At 61.1% G+C, this 17092-nt stretch carries 17 protein-coding genes; 9 read left to right on the forward strand and 8 right to left on the reverse strand.

The window, feature by feature from the left end:
* The first annotated feature begins 56 nt into the window (after nucleotides 1-56).
* Together SLW75_RS20445 and SLW75_RS20450 are read left to right on the forward strand one after the other, a co-directional pair.
* Nucleotides 57-800, forward strand: a complete 744-nt coding sequence (locus SLW75_RS20445; RefSeq protein WP_410935300.1) for an AzlC family ABC transporter permease — start codon at nucleotides 57-59, stop codon at nucleotides 798-800.
* Nucleotides 797-1120: an AzlD domain-containing protein gene (locus SLW75_RS20450; protein ID WP_369319935.1), complete on the forward strand. Its 324-nt coding sequence runs from the start codon at nucleotides 797-799 to the stop codon at nucleotides 1118-1120. Before SLW75_RS20445 ends, SLW75_RS20450 begins: the two co-directional genes overlap by 4 nt.
* 18 nt (nucleotides 1121-1138) lie before the next feature.
* On the opposite strand, the gene SLW75_RS20455 is transcribed toward SLW75_RS20450, so the two are convergent.
* The 3 genes from SLW75_RS20455 to SLW75_RS20465 form a co-directional block, all read right to left on the reverse strand.
* Nucleotides 1139-1993, reverse strand: a complete 855-nt coding sequence (locus SLW75_RS20455) for a sulfurtransferase (RefSeq protein WP_410935301.1) — start codon at nucleotides 1991-1993, stop codon at nucleotides 1139-1141.
* Nucleotides 1994-2056: 63 nt separating this feature from the next.
* Nucleotides 2057-2743, reverse strand: coding sequence for a TetR/AcrR family transcriptional regulator (locus tag SLW75_RS20460; protein ID WP_410935302.1), 687 nt, complete (start codon nucleotides 2741-2743; stop codon nucleotides 2057-2059).
* 72 nt (nucleotides 2744-2815) lie between these two features.
* Nucleotides 2816-4012: an MFS transporter gene (locus tag SLW75_RS20465; protein WP_410935303.1), complete on the reverse strand. Its 1197-nt coding sequence runs from the start codon at nucleotides 4010-4012 to the stop codon at nucleotides 2816-2818.
* A 146-nt stretch (nucleotides 4013-4158) separates the two neighbouring features.
* On the opposite strand from SLW75_RS20465, the gene SLW75_RS20470 reads away from it, so the two are divergent.
* The 4 genes from SLW75_RS20470 (at nucleotide 4159) to ggt (ending at nucleotide 8445) form a co-directional block, all read left to right on the forward strand.
* The gene (locus SLW75_RS20470) at nucleotides 4159-5598 is read left to right on the forward strand and encodes a coniferyl aldehyde dehydrogenase (protein ID WP_410935304.1); all 1440 of its coding nucleotides are present in this window, start codon (nucleotides 4159-4161) and stop codon (nucleotides 5596-5598) included.
* A gap of 193 nt (nucleotides 5599-5791) precedes the next feature.
* Nucleotides 5792-6271 carry a pantetheine-phosphate adenylyltransferase gene (coaD, locus tag SLW75_RS20475; RefSeq protein WP_065991094.1) on the forward strand — a complete coding sequence of 160 codons (480 nt, stop codon included), beginning with the start codon at nucleotides 5792-5794 and terminating at the stop codon, nucleotides 6269-6271.
* A 99-nt stretch (nucleotides 6272-6370) separates the two neighbouring features.
* Complete coding sequence (locus SLW75_RS20480) at nucleotides 6371-6622, forward strand: YfhL family 4Fe-4S dicluster ferredoxin (RefSeq protein WP_065991092.1); 252 nt, start codon at nucleotides 6371-6373, stop codon at nucleotides 6620-6622.
* Nucleotides 6623-6702: 80 nt separating this feature from the next.
* Entirely contained in the window at nucleotides 6703-8445 is a 1743-nt protein-coding gene (gene ggt, locus SLW75_RS20485; RefSeq protein ID WP_410935305.1) for a gamma-glutamyltransferase, read from the forward strand.
* Here ggt and SLW75_RS20490 read toward each other — a convergent pair.
* The 3 genes from SLW75_RS20490 to SLW75_RS20500 form a co-directional block, all read right to left on the reverse strand.
* Nucleotides 8427-8762 carry a multidrug transporter gene (locus SLW75_RS20490; protein ID WP_065991088.1) on the reverse strand — a complete coding sequence of 112 codons (336 nt, stop codon included), beginning with the start codon at nucleotides 8760-8762 and terminating at the stop codon, nucleotides 8427-8429. The genes ggt and SLW75_RS20490 overlap by 19 nt on opposite strands.
* Before the next feature lie 177 nt (nucleotides 8763-8939).
* Nucleotides 8940-9752 carry a bifunctional DNA-formamidopyrimidine glycosylase/DNA-(apurinic or apyrimidinic site) lyase gene (gene mutM / locus SLW75_RS20495; RefSeq protein WP_296310354.1) on the reverse strand — a complete coding sequence of 271 codons (813 nt, stop codon included), beginning with the start codon at nucleotides 9750-9752 and terminating at the stop codon, nucleotides 8940-8942.
* Nucleotides 9753-9788: 36 nt separating this feature from the next.
* Entirely contained in the window at nucleotides 9789-10655 is an 867-nt protein-coding gene (locus SLW75_RS20500; RefSeq protein ID WP_074890184.1) for an HDOD domain-containing protein, read from the reverse strand.
* 167 nt (nucleotides 10656-10822) lie between these two features.
* Here SLW75_RS20500 and SLW75_RS20505 point away from each other — a divergent pair, with 167 nt between their 5' ends.
* On the forward strand, nucleotides 10823-12019 hold the full coding sequence (locus tag SLW75_RS20505) for a class I SAM-dependent rRNA methyltransferase (protein ID WP_410935306.1): 1197 nt from the start codon (nucleotides 10823-10825) through the stop codon (nucleotides 12017-12019).
* 233 nt (nucleotides 12020-12252) lie between these two features.
* Here SLW75_RS20505 and SLW75_RS20510 read toward each other — a convergent pair whose 3' ends face one another.
* A complete protein-coding gene (locus SLW75_RS20510) occupies nucleotides 12253-12711 on the reverse strand; it encodes an REP-associated tyrosine transposase (RefSeq protein ID WP_065991076.1) in 459 nt (152 codons plus the stop codon).
* A 471-nt stretch (nucleotides 12712-13182) separates the two neighbouring features.
* Here SLW75_RS20510 and ilvD point away from each other — a divergent pair, with 471 nt between their 5' ends.
* The gene (ilvD, locus tag SLW75_RS20515) at nucleotides 13183-15030 is read left to right on the forward strand and encodes a dihydroxy-acid dehydratase (RefSeq protein ID WP_410930345.1); all 1848 of its coding nucleotides are present in this window, start codon (nucleotides 13183-13185) and stop codon (nucleotides 15028-15030) included.
* A 143-nt stretch (nucleotides 15031-15173) separates the two neighbouring features.
* Here ilvD and SLW75_RS20520 read toward each other — a convergent pair whose 3' ends face one another.
* Entirely contained in the window at nucleotides 15174-15638 is a 465-nt protein-coding gene (locus tag SLW75_RS20520; RefSeq protein ID WP_410935307.1) for a DUF3429 domain-containing protein, read from the reverse strand.
* A 142-nt stretch (nucleotides 15639-15780) separates the two neighbouring features.
* Here SLW75_RS20520 and SLW75_RS20525 point away from each other — a divergent pair, with 142 nt between their 5' ends.
* Nucleotides 15781-17049 (forward strand): DASH family cryptochrome, encoded by a 1269-nt coding sequence (locus SLW75_RS20525; protein ID WP_410935308.1) that lies wholly within the window; start codon nucleotides 15781-15783, stop codon nucleotides 17047-17049.
* The last annotated feature ends 43 nt before the right edge of the window (nucleotides 17050-17092 follow it).

Here is a 17092-nt window from a genome sequence, read left to right on the forward strand (position 1 = left end):
CGTTCAAGACACTTATGCGCCGCCCGCTTACCATCCGGGGCATAAGGAGAAAAACCATGTCCCGTCACCCATTCTTCGTCCGCGGCCTCCGCGACAGCGTGCCCATGCTGGTCGGCATTGCACCGTTCGGCATTATCTTCGGCACCCTCGCCGGTGTGGGCGGGCTGACGTTATGGCAGGCCGTCGGCATGTCGATGTTCGTTTACGCAGGGTCGGCGCAATTCATCGTCATCAGCCTGATGGGCGCCGGGGCCAGCGCGGTGGTGATTCTGTTGACGACCTTCATCGTCAATCTGCGCCACGTGCTGTACAGCGCCACCCTGCAGCCACAGGTTCAGGGATTGCCACAGCGCTGGCGACTGCTGCTGGCGTTCTGGCTGACAGACGAAACCTTCGCGATCGTCCAACGCCACTACCTGGTCCACGGCCGGACGCCACTCGCACATTGGTACTGGCTGGGTGTCGCGAGTTCGCTGTATGCCTGCTGGGTCAGCAGCTCGCTGGTGGGCGTGCTGTTTGGTCAGGCTTTTCCCGATATGGCCAGCTGGGGCCTGGAGTTCGCGATGCTGGCGACCTTCATAGGCATCGTCGTGCCCCTGCTGCGCAACCAGCCGCAGATTGCCGCCGCGTTGGTCGCCGGCGCAGTTGCCCTGCTGACGTGGTCGTGGCCCTACAAGCTGGGGCTCATGGCCGCAGCCTTCAGTGGCATCACGGCGGGGGTGCTTCTGGAAAGACGGCAGCCAGAAAGGCAGGACGACATGCACCCGGACGAGGTGCGCCCGGACGAGGCGCGCCCATGACGTACTGGTGGCTGATTATGGGCATGGCTGCGATCACTTTTCTGATGCGCTACAGCCTGTTCGCCTGGCCGAACCTGCGTTTCTCGCCGCTGGTGCGCCAAGGCCTGCATTACGTACCCACCGCCGTGCTGACGGCCATCGTCGTGCCTGGCATGTTGCTGCCCGACGGCGCGCATTGGCAGCTGTCCCTGGACAACGCCTATTTGCTGGCCGGGATCGTGTCGATTGGCATTGCGGCCATGAGCCGCAATCTCCTGGCGACCATCGGCGGCGGGTTGCTGGTGTTCTTCTTGCTGCGCTGGGCGATGGGGCAGATGTGAGGCACACACGCCGCCACCTCAGTCCCCGGTCGCGACGCCCCGCTGCGGATCATTGATCCACTCGCTCCAGGAGCCCGCGTACAGCGCCCCCAGTGGATACCCGGCGAGGGCCAGGGCAAACAGGTTGTGACAGGCCGTCACGCCGGAACCGCAATAAGCGACCAGCGCTTCTGCGGGGCGACCTTGCAGCGCCTCGGCGAACCGCTGCTTCAGCTGCTCCGGTGGGAGAAACCGGCCATCCGGCCCGAGGTTGTCGGTGAATGCCGCGCACTGCGCGCCCGGAATGTGCCCCGCAATAGGATCGATGGGCTCGACCTCACCCCGGAACCGCGCGGGTGCACGCGCATCGATCAGCGTCATGGCGGGATCGCCGATGCGGGCCTTTAGCTGCCCGGCCGTCAGCACCATCGCGTCATCCGGCACGCCGTCGAACGAACCCTCGGGCTGATGCGGCGGATCAAGACTCAGCGGTAGACCCGCCCCATGCCAGGCCTTTAGCCCGCCATCGAGCACAAACACGCCGTCGCGCTTGCCCAGCCACGCCAGCAACCACCAGGCTCGGGCGGCATAGGCCCCCGGCCCATCGTCGTACAGCACGATGTCGCTCTGATTGTTCACACCCCAGAACCGCAAGCGCTCGATAAGCCGCTGGGGATCCGGCAGCGGGTGGCGACCGGTGACACCTTTGGTGATGGACCCACTGAGGTCATTGAGCAAATCAGCGTAAGAAGCCCCTTCGATATGGCCCTCTGCGTAGCTGCGCTGGCCGTAGTCCAGATCGTCCAGCGACGAACGACAATCCAGTATCACTAGCCCGGGCCGGGTCAGGCGTTCTGACAATTGTTGCGGGCTGATCAGTTGCGCGATGGACATGACAGGCTCCTGCAGGCAGTAAAAAATGGCGATATGACAATCAGTTCAGACAGCCGGGCTGATTCAGCCGGCGTCTTCCAGTGCCTTGGCCAATGGCACATAAAACTCTGCGCACAGCGCATTCACCGCTTCCTGCGCCTGGGGCGTCACGTAGGCCAGTTCCAGCATCAGCACCTGATAGACCCCGCGACGAATCGCGTCCTCATTCAGGTGCGCGGCGTTTTCCCGCGTGGTGCACAGAAAACGTACCCATGACGTGAGGATGATCCAAGCATTGAGCGTCAGCGATTCGATCTGCACCTTGTCCATGCTCAGAATCTGCGCGTCGACAAAGCCGCCGTAAATGGACATCGCCTTGATCAGGCAGTGTTGGGAAAAGCGTCGGTAGCGCACCGCCAGCTCTGGATCGGTTTCAAGCAGATGCTCGAGGTCGCGGTGCAGAAAACGATAGCGCCACATGCCGTCGAGAATCGCCATCAAGTAATGGCGCTTGTCTTCAACACCCGGCAGGCGACCCTTGGGCGGGTGCAGAAAGCTATCGACCAGCGTTTCGTATTCAGTGAACAACTCGGCGATGATCGCCTGCTTGTTGGGGAAGTGGTAGTACAGATTGCCGGGCGACATTTCCATGTGCGCAGCGATGTGATTGGTGCTGACGCTGCGCTCGCCCTGCTGATTGAACAGCTCCAGGCTGCTGTGCACGATGCGTTCACGGGTGTTGATGCGTACGGTTTTGATGCGCGGCGCCATGTTCAACTCGAACGTCGAAACGTAACAGGGATGTGCCGGATCTTAACGCAAGCGTTGGGCCCGTTGCAGACTTCATCGCTCCAGGGCAGTCGCCAGCCTGATCCGAACCACCGCTGCGACGCCGATACCCAGCCCGGCTGCCGCCAGCATGTTGATCAAGATGACGCCGCGCAGCCCGATCGGCGCTGTCAGTATCCCGACGAGCAGACCGGCCAGCGGTTGCGACAGGTTGTTCAGCAGTGTGATGACGCCCACGGTCTTGCCGAAGTCGCGCGCGGGGATGACCCGCTGACGGATGCTGCGCATGTACACGTTGAACATCTTGTCGAAGCCGACGATCAGCAGAAAGCCGACAAGGTAGACCTCGGATGACGCGCTCGTGGCGGTAATGAATGCCCCCAGCAGCAAGGCAATGTATGACATCGCACCGAGCAGTTTCAGCGGCAGGCTGACCCGTGCCAGGACAAACAGAATCCCTATGGTCAGCAAGGCGCCCGCCGCCTGCAGCCCAGCGTAGTAATCTTTACTCTCACTGAATGAGCCGATGACCATCGCCGCCGAGCTGGCCAGCGTGACACCGACGATCAGGTTGACGCCGACCGCCAGCAAAATGATCTTCTTGAGCTCGGCCAATCGGAGGATGTGTCCGAAGGCGATTTTCAACGGCTGTGTCCAGCGGCCTGCGTCCTGATCGAACCGCTCCAGCGTGATATTGCTGTTGCGCTGCCAGACTCGCATGGCGAGATCGGCCGCGACGAAAACCAGCGCCACGCCGATGACAACGCCCCACCACGGGCAGATTTCCAGCGCCAGCGCCGCCAGCAAAGGCCCGAGCACCAGGCCGGTCTGGTCGGCAATCTGTGAGTAGGACAGCGTCTTGCCGTAGCGGTAATCCGGGAAAATATGCGGCATCACCACTTCCCGGGCCATGATCCCCTGGGTGGTCAGGACGCCACAGACCGCCGACAGGATGATCAGCCAGTAGATCCCGCCAAACAGGCCATATAGCCCCATTGCGGCCAGGCAGATAACAGCCCGGTAAACCTGACTGATGTGCAGCAGCCGGATGGGCGAGTATTTATCGCAAAGCGCGCCGCAAACCGGGAATGCAAGGAAGCGCGGCAATGTCTCGACGAAGAACGCCAGCCCCGCCAGGGAAGCGCTGTTGGTGGTCTGGAAAACAATCAGCGGCACCAGAAACAGGAGCACCTGATCGGCGAGACGGGACAGGAAAAGGGAAAGAAAAAACGCCAGATAGTCCGTGCGCATTGAGACTCCGTGTCAGGTGGTGCGGGGCGGCAGTTCAGTTTTTGCCCGGACAGTCTGGCGTGCGCCTGCGAGCGAATGCAAGGGCCGTTGACTTCATAGAGCAATGACTCTAAAAGCACTGCATAACTTCAACAAGGACCGCCGCGATGCCCGTCGACTCTAATCTTCTGCCATATGCAGACGATGCTCCTTGCCCGCGCCGCCATCTGGAGCAGGTATTCGACGAACAACGACGCGCATTCGCCGCCAATCCGATGCCGGTCCTGCAAGAGCGCAAACAATGGCTCGATCGCTTGCACACGCTGCTCAGCAGCGAGCGCCAGGCGATCATTGAGGCAATCAACGCTGATTTCAGCCACCGCAGCGCCGATGAAACCCTCCTCGCCGAACTGATGCCCTGCCTGCACAACATCCGCCACGCCCAGCGTCATCTGAAGAAATGGATGCGGCCTTCGCGCCGAAGCGTTGGCATGGCGTTCCAGCCCGCCAGCGCCAAAGTCGTTTACCAGCCATTGGGCGTGATCGGCGTGGTGGTGCCGTGGAATTACCCGCTGTACCTAGCCATCGGGCCGCTGGTGGGCGCACTGGCGGCGGGTAACCGCGTGATGCTCAAGCTCAGCGAATCCACGCCCGCCACCGGCGCGCTGCTGAAAAGCCTGCTGGCGCGGGTGTTTGCGGAAGATCACGTCGGCGTTGTGCTGGGCGAGGCGGAGGTTGGAGTGGCTTTTTCGAGGTTGCCGTTTGATCACTTATTGTTCACGGGCGCCACCAGCGTCGGGCGGCATGTCATGCGCGCGGCGGCGGACAAACTCACGCCGGTGACGCTGGAGCTGGGCGGAAAATCCCCCGCCATCGTGTCCCGCGACGTACCGCTCAAGGACGCCGCCGAGCGCATCGCTTTCGGCAAAACCCTCAACGCCGGACAAACCTGCGTGGCTCCCGACTACGTGCTGGTGCCCAAGGATCGCGTTGACGAATTCGTCGAATCCTACAAGGAGGCGGTCACACGGTTTTATCCGACATTGACGGATAACCCGGACTACACCGCGATCATCAATCAGCGGCATGTCGCACGCCTGAATTCGTATCTCGCCGACGCGCAAGCCAAAGGTGCTCGCGTGATTCAGCTATTCCCCGAGGGGCAGGACAGGAGGATGCCGTTCAGCCTGATTCTGGATGTGAGCGACGACATGCTGATCATGCAGGACGAAATCTTCGGCCCGCTGCTGCCGATCGTGCCCTACGACCAGATCGAGCAGGCGTTCGCCTACATCAATCAGCGGCCCAGGCCACTGGCGCTGTACTACTTCGGCTACGAACGGCATGAACAGAGCCGCGTGCTGGAGCAGACGCATTCGGGCGGCGTCTGCTTGAATGACACCCTGCTCCATGTCGCCCAGGACGACTTGCCTTTCGGCGGCATCGGCGCGTCAGGCATGGGCCATTACCACGGACACGAGGGGTTTTTGACGTTTAGTCATGCCAAAGGCGTGTTGATCAAACAGGGGTTCAACGCGGCGCGGCTGCTCTACCCGCCCTATGGAAAGGCGATCCAGACGCTGATTCAGCGACTGTTCGTGCGCTGATGCGCTTGCGAATTCTGACTGACCTAACGCCCCGTGCATTGGGCTGGCTGTGGAACATTGTTGGACTGGCTTTAGCCGGGAATGCGTCTCGCGCTGCACCGCAAAGCTTCCCACTACACTCCTCGGCAGCTTGGCCCGCTCAGCCTGCTGCGCTACCATCCAGTCCCCAACGAACTCCGACCAGGACGACGCGATGAACCGAGTGTTGTACCCCGGCACCTTCGACCCTATTACCAAGGGTCATGGCGATCTGGTCGAGCGCGCCTCGCGCCTGTTCGATCAAGTGGTCATCGCCGTCGCCGCCAGCCCTAAGAAAAACCCCCTGTTCCCGCTGGAGCAACGTGTTGCGCTCGCCCGCGAAGCGACCAAGCACCTGCACAACGTGGAAGTCGTAGGATTCTCGACACTGCTGGCGCACTTCGCCCAGGAACAGAACGCCAACATCCTGCTGCGCGGCCTGCGTGCGGTGTCGGATTTCGAGTATGAATTTCAGCTCGCCAACATGAACAAGCAACTGGCCCCGGACATCGAGAGTCTTTTTCTTACGCCGTCGGAACGCTATTCGTTCATTTCATCTACGCTGGTCAGGGAAATCGCAGCGCTGGGCGGTGATATCACCAAATTCGTCCACCCCGCCGTGGCCCAGGCGCTGAGCGAACGTTTCAAAGCCTGAGGCCTTGCGTCGAGGTAAGGTGCATACCGAGCGCTAATGCGGCACAATTCGCCGCATTCGTTTTGATATGCCCCGGTGTCGACCGTGGCAGGAGTATCCATGTCCCTGATCATCACCGACGATTGCATCAACTGCGACGTCTGCGAACCCGAGTGCCCGAACGAAGCGATTTCCCAGGGTGAAGAGATCTACGTGATCAATCCCAACCTGTGCACCGAATGCGTCGGCCACTATGACGAGCCGCAGTGCCAGCAAGTCTGCCCCGTGGACTGCATTCCGCTGGATGAAAACCACGTGGAGAGCAAGGACGAGCTCATGGCCAAGTACAACCTGATCACCAGCAAGGCATAACCGAACGCATATCCTGTCGGCATACGTGCTTTCGCCGAAGACACTGGCTTATAACGCCCGTTGAATTGAGCGAGATACGCATGATCTCTATGCTGGAACGGATACCTGTTTTGTCAGGCGCAGTGTTTCTGCTGTGCGTTTTTTTGGCCCAGGCCAGCCCCGATCACCCTGATCAGGCTGCCATCGCCAGCCCGCATCCCATCGCCACCGCCGCCGGCCGGGAAATCCTGGTGGATGGTGGCAACGCATTCGATGCCGCCATTGCCATCAGTGCCACGCTCGCCGTCGTTGAACCTTACGGGTCGGGCCTCGGCGGCGGCGGGTTTTTCCTGCTGCGCCAATCCGGCGACCCCGTTCAGTATCAGTTTCTCGACGCGCGCGAAAAGGCGCCGCTCAAATCAAAACCCAAAATGTTCCACCGCAACGGGATCCTCCAGCCGGACCTGTCCCTTAACGGACCACTGGCGGCCGCGATTCCCGGGCTTCCCGCGGCATTGGTCGAGCTCGCCGAGCGCTATGGCCGATTGCCGCTTTCGATCTCGCTGGCGCCCGCCATCCGGGTCGCCTACCGCGGCTTCAAGGTGGACAGCGTTTATCGCGAGCGCGCCAGTTGGCGGCTGTTCGCGTTGCGCAACAACAAAGAGAGCGCGCGCCTGTTCCTGCGCAACAACGACGTGCCGAATCTGGGTGACGTCATCACCCAGCCTGAGCTGGCGCAAACCCTGGGGCGCCTTGCCGATAATGGCCGCGCCGGGTTCTACAGTGGCTTGGTGGCGCAGGCGATGGTCAGTGGGGTGCGTCGCGCCGGCGGTATCTGGAATTACCATGATTTCGAAGAATATGAAGTCATCACGCGAACGCCTCTGCGCTTTCAGATGGCCGATCAACGGGAACTGATCAGCGCACCGCCGCCCTCGGCAGGTGGCATTGCACTGGCGCAAAGCCTGTCGATGCTGCAACAGCTGCCGTGGCGGGGGTCGGAGAACATTCAGCGGGCGCATTTTGTGATTGAGGCGCTTCGCCGTGCGTATCGTGATCGCGTGCTGCTGGGCGACCCGGACTTCGTGCCCAACCCGGTGGCTCAACTCCTGTCCACCGACTACTTGCTGCAGCTGACCACCAGCATCGATCCCCACCGCGCCACGCCCAATAACACCCTGCCCCCCGCGCCGCGCTGGCGTGAGGGCGACAACACCAGCCATTTCGCCGTACTGGACAACGAAGGCAACGCCGTGACGGCGACACTGTCGCTAAACCTGCCCTTCGGCTCAGCGTTTACCGTGCCCGGCACCGGGATCATCCTCAACGATGAGATGGACGACTTTGCCATAGACCCCAAAGGTCAGGGCAACTCGGCCTCAGCCGGCGGACACGCCAATGCCATCGAGCCGGGCAAGCGACCGATCTCAAGCATGAGCCCGAGCTTCATCGAAGGCCCGCAATCACTCGCTGCCTTCGGTACCCCGGGCGGCAGCCGCATCCCCAGCATGGTGCTGCTGTCGATGCTGCAGTATCTGGACGAGCAGCCGATTGCCAACTGGGCATCAACGCCGCGCTACCACCACCAGTACACGCCGGATGTGGTGGAGTACGAGCCGGAGACATTCACGGAGCAGGAACTGGCGGACCTGCGCGAGCGCGGTTACGCGCTGAAGGAGACGGCGAAGGATTTCGGCAATCAGCAGGTGCTGTTATGGCACAAGAACAGTGCCCGGGTCGAAGCGGCCAGTGACCCGCGTGGCATTGGCGTATCGACGACTTTCAAACCCGGTGACGCGCTGAAGCTGATGCGCGCCTGCGCCGATCAGTCCTGCTTGCCATAACCGTCGCCGGTGCAACCCAGGCAGCGGACGAATGCCGCCTTGCCCGGATCCACCACCAGCGCCTTGCCGGTTCGGCCAATGCCGCCGCCGGCGGCGGTAAACGGCAGTGCAACCACGAACAACCCGGCGCCGATGATGGTGGCAGCAATGAGAATCGGCCGCGCGATCAGCAGGTCGCCGATCATCGCGTAGGCGGGAGGGCTTTCGATTTCGTAGACGGGGTCACCACTGCCGGTCGCGTCCTGAGCCAGCGCAGGCGTGAATTGCAAGCCGAAGAACACGGCCAGGGTGGCAGCAAGCATGCGAAACGGGCTCATGGCATGGTCCTTCAAGCTAAGGCAGATATGAAGCTGTTCACTATAAACAGGGCGCGGGCTTACGCAAGGGGCGGCGTGTCTCACTGACAAGACACGCCCTGTAGGAGGGATCGGATAAACCCTCGCGATCCCGCGGCAGTCAGCGATCCAGGCCGACGGCTCTGCTGCTGTCTGGAACTACTTCTGGCACTTGGGGCAATAAACACTCGCCCGCTGACCCAGCTTCACTTCTCGCAACGTGGTCCCGCACACCTTGCACGGTTCCTCGCCGCGTCCGTAGGCGAACAGTTCCTGCTGGAAGTAACCGGGCTGGCCGTCCCCGCCGATGAAATCACGCAGCGTGGTACCGCCCCGTTCGATGGCGGCGGCCAGGATGCGTTTGATTTCAATCGCCAGCTTTATATAGCGTGCCTTGGACACGCTCCCGGCGGCACGGCGCGGATCAATGCCGGCGGCAAACAGGGCCTCGGTTGCATAGATGTTGCCGACGCCCACGACGATCGCGTTGTCCATGATGAACGGCTTGACCGCCATTGCCCGGCCACGGGACAGCTCGAACAGACGCAGCCCGTCGAACACCTCGGTCAGCGGTTCCGGCCCAAGGCGCGCGAGCAATTCATGGTTAAGCGGGTCGAGGCTCCAGAGCATGGCGCCGAAACGCCGAGGGTCGGTGTAGCGCAAGGCCAGGCCGGACTCGAGTTCGATGTCGACGTGCTCGTGCTTGAGCGGCGGCAGACCGGCGTCCACCAGGCGCAGATTACCCGACATGCCGAGGTGGCTGATCAACGTGCCGACCTCCGCCTGGATCAGCAAATACTTGGCACGACGCTCGACAGCCACGATTTTCTGGCCTGACAGGCGCACGTCAAGGTCTTCGGGGATCGGCCAGCGCAGGCGACGATCACGCACAATCACGCGGCTCACGCGCTGGCCCACCAGATGCGGCGCAATGCCCCGGCGGGTGGTTTCGACTTCAGGTAATTCAGGCATGCGGCAGCTCGATGAAGGGCAAGGTCAGGCGCAGGGTCAGTGCGCGCTCAGCTCGCGAATACTTTCCTTGAGGTTTTCGAAGTCGTAGTCGGACAAGCCAACGTAATCGAGAACCAGGGGACCAATGCTGTTCCACTCGTGGTCGACGGGCTCGTTGCCCAATACACGGTGGGATTCGCAGACATGCTCGGCCATCTTCAGCACGGCCAGCATGTTTTTCAGTGGCGCGTTGCGACCCGAGTCGTCCTTGAAAATCGCCAGCGCATTATGGTGATTGGCGATCGCATTGCTGACATGTTCAGGCAAACGCCAGGACTTGGCGGTGAAATAACCGACAACGGCGTGGTTGGTGTTCAGCAGCCGGTTCTCGGTGTCGACCACCCGGCACTCGGCGGTGGTGTTGGAATACGCCTCTTCGAGCACGCTCATGTAGTCGGGGAAACGCTTGATCATCAGCGGCACACCGCAGTCATGAAACAGGCCCAGTGCGTAGGATTCGTCGACCGTTTGCGAGCCGATGCGCTTGGCGATCGTCAGACTGGTCATTGCGACGTCCTGGGCGGTGTCCCAGAAACGGTTGAGCACGACGATGGTTTCATCGCTCATCTCGCCCTTGATTGACTGTGCGTTGATCAGGTTGATGACCGAGCGGCTGCCGAGCAGGTTCACCGCCCGTTGGATCGAGGCGATTTTGTTGGTCAGTCCGTAATGGCTGGAATTGACGATTTTCAGCAGCGCGCCGGAGAGCCCCGGATCCTGGGCGATCAACCGGGCGATGGCACCCAAGTCAGGGTCAGGCATGTACTGCTCCATCTGCAAATCCACCATGATTTGCGGCTGGGGCGGAACGCTGATGCCTTGTAACGCCTGCTGGATCTGCTCGGACGTAAGCTCTTGGGACATAACTTCACACTCGGGGTCAGGCCACGATTCTAACCCCTCGCGGCCACGGGTCGACAACTGGATGACGATCCAACGGATCCGACGGACAGCCAGACGGTAATCGACCACGGCGCGCCCGTCAGCGGGTTCACGCGCTATACTCCCGCTCTTTTTTCCGGAGCGACGTCATGTCCCTGCCTAGCTTGCGCCTCAAGCCCAACGCCGATCGCCGTTTGCGCAACGGTCATTTGTGGGTCTACAGCAACGAAATCGACGTCGCTGCCACCCCGCTCAACGGCTTTGCTCCGGGCGCTCAAGCCATTCTGGAAGCTGCGGGCGGCAAGCCGCTGGGCATCGTCGCGATGAGCCCGCAAAACCTGATTTGCGCACGTTTGCTGTCCCGCGACATCAAGCTGCCACTGGACAAGTCGCTGCTGGTTCATCGCCTGAATGTCTGCCTGTCGCTGCGCGAGCGTCTGTTCGACAAGCCGTTTTATCGTCTGGTCTACGGCGACTCCGACCTGTTGCCAGGTTTGGTGGTGGATCGCTTCGGCGACATTCTGGTGGTGCAGCTGGCGTCAGCGGCCATGGAGCAGCTCAAGGACGACGTGCTCGCCGCGCTGATTCAAGTGATCAAGCCGAGCGGCATTCTGCTCAAGAACGACTCCGCCGCACGCGACGCCGAAGGGCTGAACCGCTACGTTGAAACCGCGTTCGGCCTGGTGCCGGAGTGGGTCGCGCTGGAAGAGAACGGCGTGAAGTTCGAAGCGCCGGTGATGGAAGGCCAGAAGACGGGCTGGTTCTACGACCACCGCATGAACCGCGCGCGCCTGGCACCGTACGCCAAGGGCAAGCGTGTACTGGACCTGTTCAGTTACATCGGCGGCTGGGGCATCCAGGCCGGTGCTTTCGGCGCCAGCGAAGTCTTCTGCGTCGACGCGTCAGCCTTCGCGCTGGACGGTGTGGAGCGTAACGCCGCACTGAACGGCTTCGCGGAAAAGGTCACCTGCATCGAAGGCGACGTGTTTGAGGCGCTGAAGGAACTGAAAGCGGCTGAAGAGCGTTTCGACGTGATCATTGCCGACCCGCCCGCGTTCATCAAACGCAAGAAAGACATGAAGAACGGCGAAGGCGCCTACCGCCGCCTGAACGAGCAAGCCATGCGCCTGCTCAGCAAGGACGGCATTCTGGTCAGCGCTTCCTGCTCAATGCACCTGCCGGAGGACGACCTGCAAAACATCCTCCTGACCAGTGCCCGCCATCTGGACCGCAACATCCAGCTGCTCGAGCGCGGCGGCCAGGGCCCGGACCACCCGGTCCACCCTGCAATCCCCGAAACGCGCTACATCAAAAGCATCACCTGCCGGTTGTTGCCGAACAGCTGATGGCTGATAGCGTGACGTAACGAGCCGCCCACTCCTACAGGCCATCTGCAGAACCTGTAGGAGCGTGGCTTGTCCCGAGATCTGCCGGGAACTGGCAGCAAATCAGACGACAGGGACATGTCTGAGTGAATGCGATTGCAGGATTACTGTCGCTTCGCAACAGATCGCGAGCAAGCTCACTCCTACAGGCGATGCACAGTACCTGTAGGAGTGAGCTTGCTCGCGATTCTGCTTCAAAACCAACTCGCGTCCCACAGCGGATAATCTCCGACCCGTTTGACCAATCCAGCCCTCAACGGATTGGCGACAATGTATCTGGCCATCATCAAAAGATCGTCCTCCCGTCGTAATGCTCTGTCGTGAAAACCCCTCTGCCAGACTTGCCGGTGCGTTCCTCGCGACTGATTGATTGCGCGAGCGCTTCGCGATTTCACTCCCTGTAAAATCCGAGTGAGTTCACCTCCCGTCAGTTCAAGCAGCCAGTGGATGTGGTCGGGCATGATGACCCACGCTAACGAATCTGCCGCCCCCGAGGACTGAGCGGCGCGGAACTCGTTCACAACCAATCGTCCAAGCTTCCAGTCGCTGAAAACCTGCTCCCGGTTATGGGTGACCGACGTGACGAGGTAAATCCGTCCCGACTCCGAAAATCTCCCGCTCCTTAGATATCTTCCACGCGGTAATTCCGGCATTAGTCGCTCCCGTTGGTGATTACCAGGAAGGCTAGAACAGTGCCTGAGGGGTAGACGCCAAACAGAGATTCCGGATGTGTCTGCAAGATCCTTATCGCGAGCAAGCTCACTCCTACAGTGGTTCCGCGCCGAACTTTGCATTCGTGCCGGGACCATTGATCGCTCGAATCAGCGGGCATCTTTGTAGGAGTGAGCTTGCTCGCGATTGAGGTCGGATCCCCCACCGACCCGTTTGGCAATCAGACCGATGAGTCCGCAGCCCCACTTCCCACCATTCCCTCCCGCCCCCACAGGTGTAGAATCAGCGCTATTCATCGCCAGTCATCCCCGGCGGGTTTATGAGCTCAGGCTGGGCGTACGGTGATCCCGTATCGTTCGGTTTCTTCGCTGCATCCGGTCACTGCCTTTTGCACACGACGTCACTAGAAGCTCACTCCCTTCCTCATTCAGCCGATTAGCCGGAGTGCTCCAATGCCTGATTACCGTTCGAAAACGTCCACCCACGGCCGCAATATGGCCGGCGCGCGCGCCTTGTGGCGTGCCACGGGCATGAAGGACGACGATTTCAAGAAGCCGATCATCGCCATCGCCAACTCGTTCACCCAGTTCGTTCCGGGCCACGTCCATTTGAAAGACATGGGTCAGCTGGTGGCGCGCGAGATCGAAAGAGCAGGCGGCGTCGCCAAGGAATTCAACACCATCGCGGTGGATGACGGCATCGCCATGGGCCATGACGGCATGCTGTATTCGTTGCCCAGCCGCGAGATCATCGCCGACTCCGTCGAATACATGGTCAACGCCCACTGCGCCGATGCAATCGTCTGCATCTCCAACTGCGACAAGATCACCCCCGGCATGCTGATGGCTTCTTTGCGCCTGAACATCCCGGTGATCTTCGTCTCCGGCGGTCCGATGGAAGCCGGCAAGACCAAGCTCGCCAGCCACGGCCTGGACCTGGTCGACGCCATGGTCATCGCTGCCGACTCCACCGCGTCCGACGAAAAAGTCGCTGAATACGAGCGCAGCGCCTGCCCGACGTGCGGTTCGTGCTCCGGGATGTTCACCGCCAACTCGATGAACTGCCTGACTGAAGCACTGGGCCTTGCGCTGCCGGGCAACGGCTCCACGCTGGCGACCCACTCGGACCGCGAACAGCTGTTCCTGCAGGCCGGGCGCACCATCGTCGACCTGTGCAAAACCTACTACAAAGACAACGACGAGTCGGTGCTGCCGCGTAACATCGCCAACTTCAAGGCGTTCGAGAACGCGATGACCCTCGACATCGCCATGGGCGGTTCGACCAACACCATCCTGCATTTGCTGGCCGCTGCCCAGGAAGCCGAGATTCCGTTCGACTTGCGCGACATTGATCGCCTGTCGCGCCGCGTGCCGCAGCTGTGCAAAGTCGCGCCGAACATCCAGAAGTACCACATGGAAGACGTCCACCGCGCCGGCGGCATCTTCAGCATCCTCGGCTCGCTGGCCCGTGGCGGCCTGCTGCACACCGACTTGCCGACCGTGCACAGCAAATCCATGGAAGAAGCCATCGCCAAGTGGGACATCACCCAGACTGACGACGAAGCGGTGCATCACTTCTTCAAAGCGGGCCCTGCCGGTATTCCGACCCAGACGGCCTTCAGCCAGTCGACCCGTTGGGAAACCCTGGACGACGACCGCGAGAACGGCTGCATCCGCAGTGTCGAGCACGCCTACTCCCAGGAAGGTGGCCTGGCCGTGCTGTACGGCAACATCGCGCTGGACGGCTGCGTGGTGAAAACCGCTGGCGTGGACGAGTCGATTCACGTGTTCGAAGGCAACGCCAAGATCTTCGAAAGTCAGGACAGCGCTGTTCGCGGCATTCTGGCGGACGAAGTGAAGGCCGGCGACATCGTGATCATCCGTTACGAAGGTCCCAAAGGCGGCCCGGGTATGCAGGAAATGCTGTACCCGACGTCGTATCTGAAATCCAAAGGTCTGGGCAAAGACTGTGCGCTGCTGACCGACGGGCGTTTCTCGGGCGGGACCTCTGGCCTGTCCATCGGCCACGCGTCTCCTGAAGCCGCAGCCGGCGGCGCGATCGGTCTGGTCCGTGACGGCGACAAAGTACTGATCGATATTCCGAATCGCTCGATCAATCTGTTGATCGACGACGCAGAAATGGCCGAACGTCGCGCCGAGCAGGAAAAGAAAGGCTGGAAACCCGTTGAGTCACGCCCTCGCAAGGTGACCACCGCCCTCAAGGCCTACGCCCTGCTGGCGACCAGTGCCGACAAGGGTGCTGTGCGTGACAAGGCGATGCTCGACAAGCTGATGCCATAAGCATCAACCCGCACTGGAAAACACCCCGCATGTCGGGGTGTTTTTTTGCCTGCCAACCGCTTGGAGGAGGTAAGGCTCGGACACGGGTCGAACACCCGGCCGAACCTTCAATTAGCCTCCAACAGATCCGGACACCGGCGGTTTCAGGAGCCAACGGCTACAGTGATCGCGCCCAGCAGCAGGCAAAGACTGGCGACCAACGTTAAACGCAGGCGCATCGGCAAATACCAGTCGGGCAGTGTTGTGGTTTTCACAAGACGCCGGTCCTGCCAGTAGTGCGTGACGAAACCGAAAATCAGCAGCAACAGCCCCAACGGTGCCGGCAATAACAATGCGGGCCAGGCGATCAGCGCCGGGATGACACTCCAGATGAACCGCTCGCGACACTGGTCGGCATTCAGGCCTTGCAGGGTCATGGCGAATCCCCAATGCAGCGCGCCCACAAAACTCAGGATCACCGCTCCGTAAGCGAGCAGCGCGTGCGTCACGAAAGCTCGGTAGTCGACTGCAAACAGGATCAGCAACAGCAGCCCAACGAACGGCAGCAAACCGCCATAACCCAGCAGCGCCACGTACCTTGGCGACGAAGACAGCGACAACGCTTTCATTTGAGCCCCTTTCAGTCATTTACTTGAAAGACTATGGCTCAAAAGTGCAATGCTGTTTAGCTTCTCTTGCTCGACCGGAAAAAGGACCACGTCCTGTCACCCACTGATCAAGGCCTCGATCCCTGGGCGCTGAGACCTTCACATGAATACGTTGATCTATTGGTTCCGTCAGGACCTTCGGCTTGCCGACAACCCCGCATTCACTCACGCATGCGAACTTGCCCACACGCTGCTGCCGGTTTACTGCACACCCGTGGCGGCGTCCACGCCATGGGGATTCGAGCGCATCGGCGCCCACCGCCAGTATTTCGAACAGACCGCGGTCAGCGCACTGGCCGGGCAACTGAGCGCACGAGGCAACGCGCTGATGCAGATTGAGGGTGAGTCCGTTGAACGCCTCGTCGCCCTGGCCCACGAGCTGGGCATCGATACGATCATCTGCGAACGCATCGCGGCGCCGGAAGAGGAAGCACAGGTGCAAGCCCTCCGCGCGGCGGGACTGACCGTGGAGGATCACTGGCAATCGACGCTGTTTACGCTGGATGAATTGCCAATGGCGGTCGAGCAGCTGCCCGACGTATTCAGCAGCTTTCGGCGTCTTGTGGAAAAGGCCCACGCTTCTGCCCGCCCCGCCATACCATCGCCAGCGACAATTCCAGCGCTGCCGCAAGGTGTGAGGATTGAACCGGTCACGCTGCAAACGTCTGCGGTTCCGGACTCCCGCTCGGCGTTTCCTTACCAACAGCAAGCATTTCACGGCGGCGAGCACGCGGCCATCGAGCATCTGCAGCAGTATTTTCGCCGGGGCCTGGCGAACAGCTATAAGGCCACCCGCAACAACTTGAGCGCTGTGGACGACTCCACCAAGTTTTCGCCCTGGCTTGCACGCGGTTCGCTTTCAGCGCCGCAGGTCGATCAGGCGCTGAAGGCTTTTGAGTCCGAACATGGCGCCAATGACAGTACGTACTGGATCTACTTCGAGTTGCTGTGGCGCGATTACTTTCGCTTGCTGCATCTGAAATACGGCCGGCTTCTCTATCGCGCCAGCGGCCTGAAAGGGACCAGCGAACCGGGCCACAATCCACAGGGGTTTGCGTGCTGGTGTCGGGGTGAAACCGGAGAGGCGTTGATTGACGCGGGTATGCGGGAATTGGCAGCGACGGGCTATCTGTCCAACCGCATGCGCCAGATCGTCGCCAGTTACCTGATCTTCGATCTAAAGGGTGATTGGCGCGCCGGGGCCGCGTGGTTCGAGGCGCAGCTGGTGGATTACGACGTTTACAGCAATCAGGGCAATTGGCTGTACATCGCCGGCTACGGAACGGACCCGCGGGGCGGTCGGCGCTTCAACACCACGAAGCAGGCCGACGAACATGATGCCGACGGCGCATACCGCAGGCTATGGGCCTGACAGTGCGCGGCACGGCAAATCGCCGCGCCGCGCAATGAGACGG

The organism is Pseudomonas sp. W5-01 (assembly GCF_046540435.1).
Taxonomy (GTDB): Bacteria; Pseudomonadota; Gammaproteobacteria; order Pseudomonadales; family Pseudomonadaceae; genus Aquipseudomonas; species Aquipseudomonas graminis_B.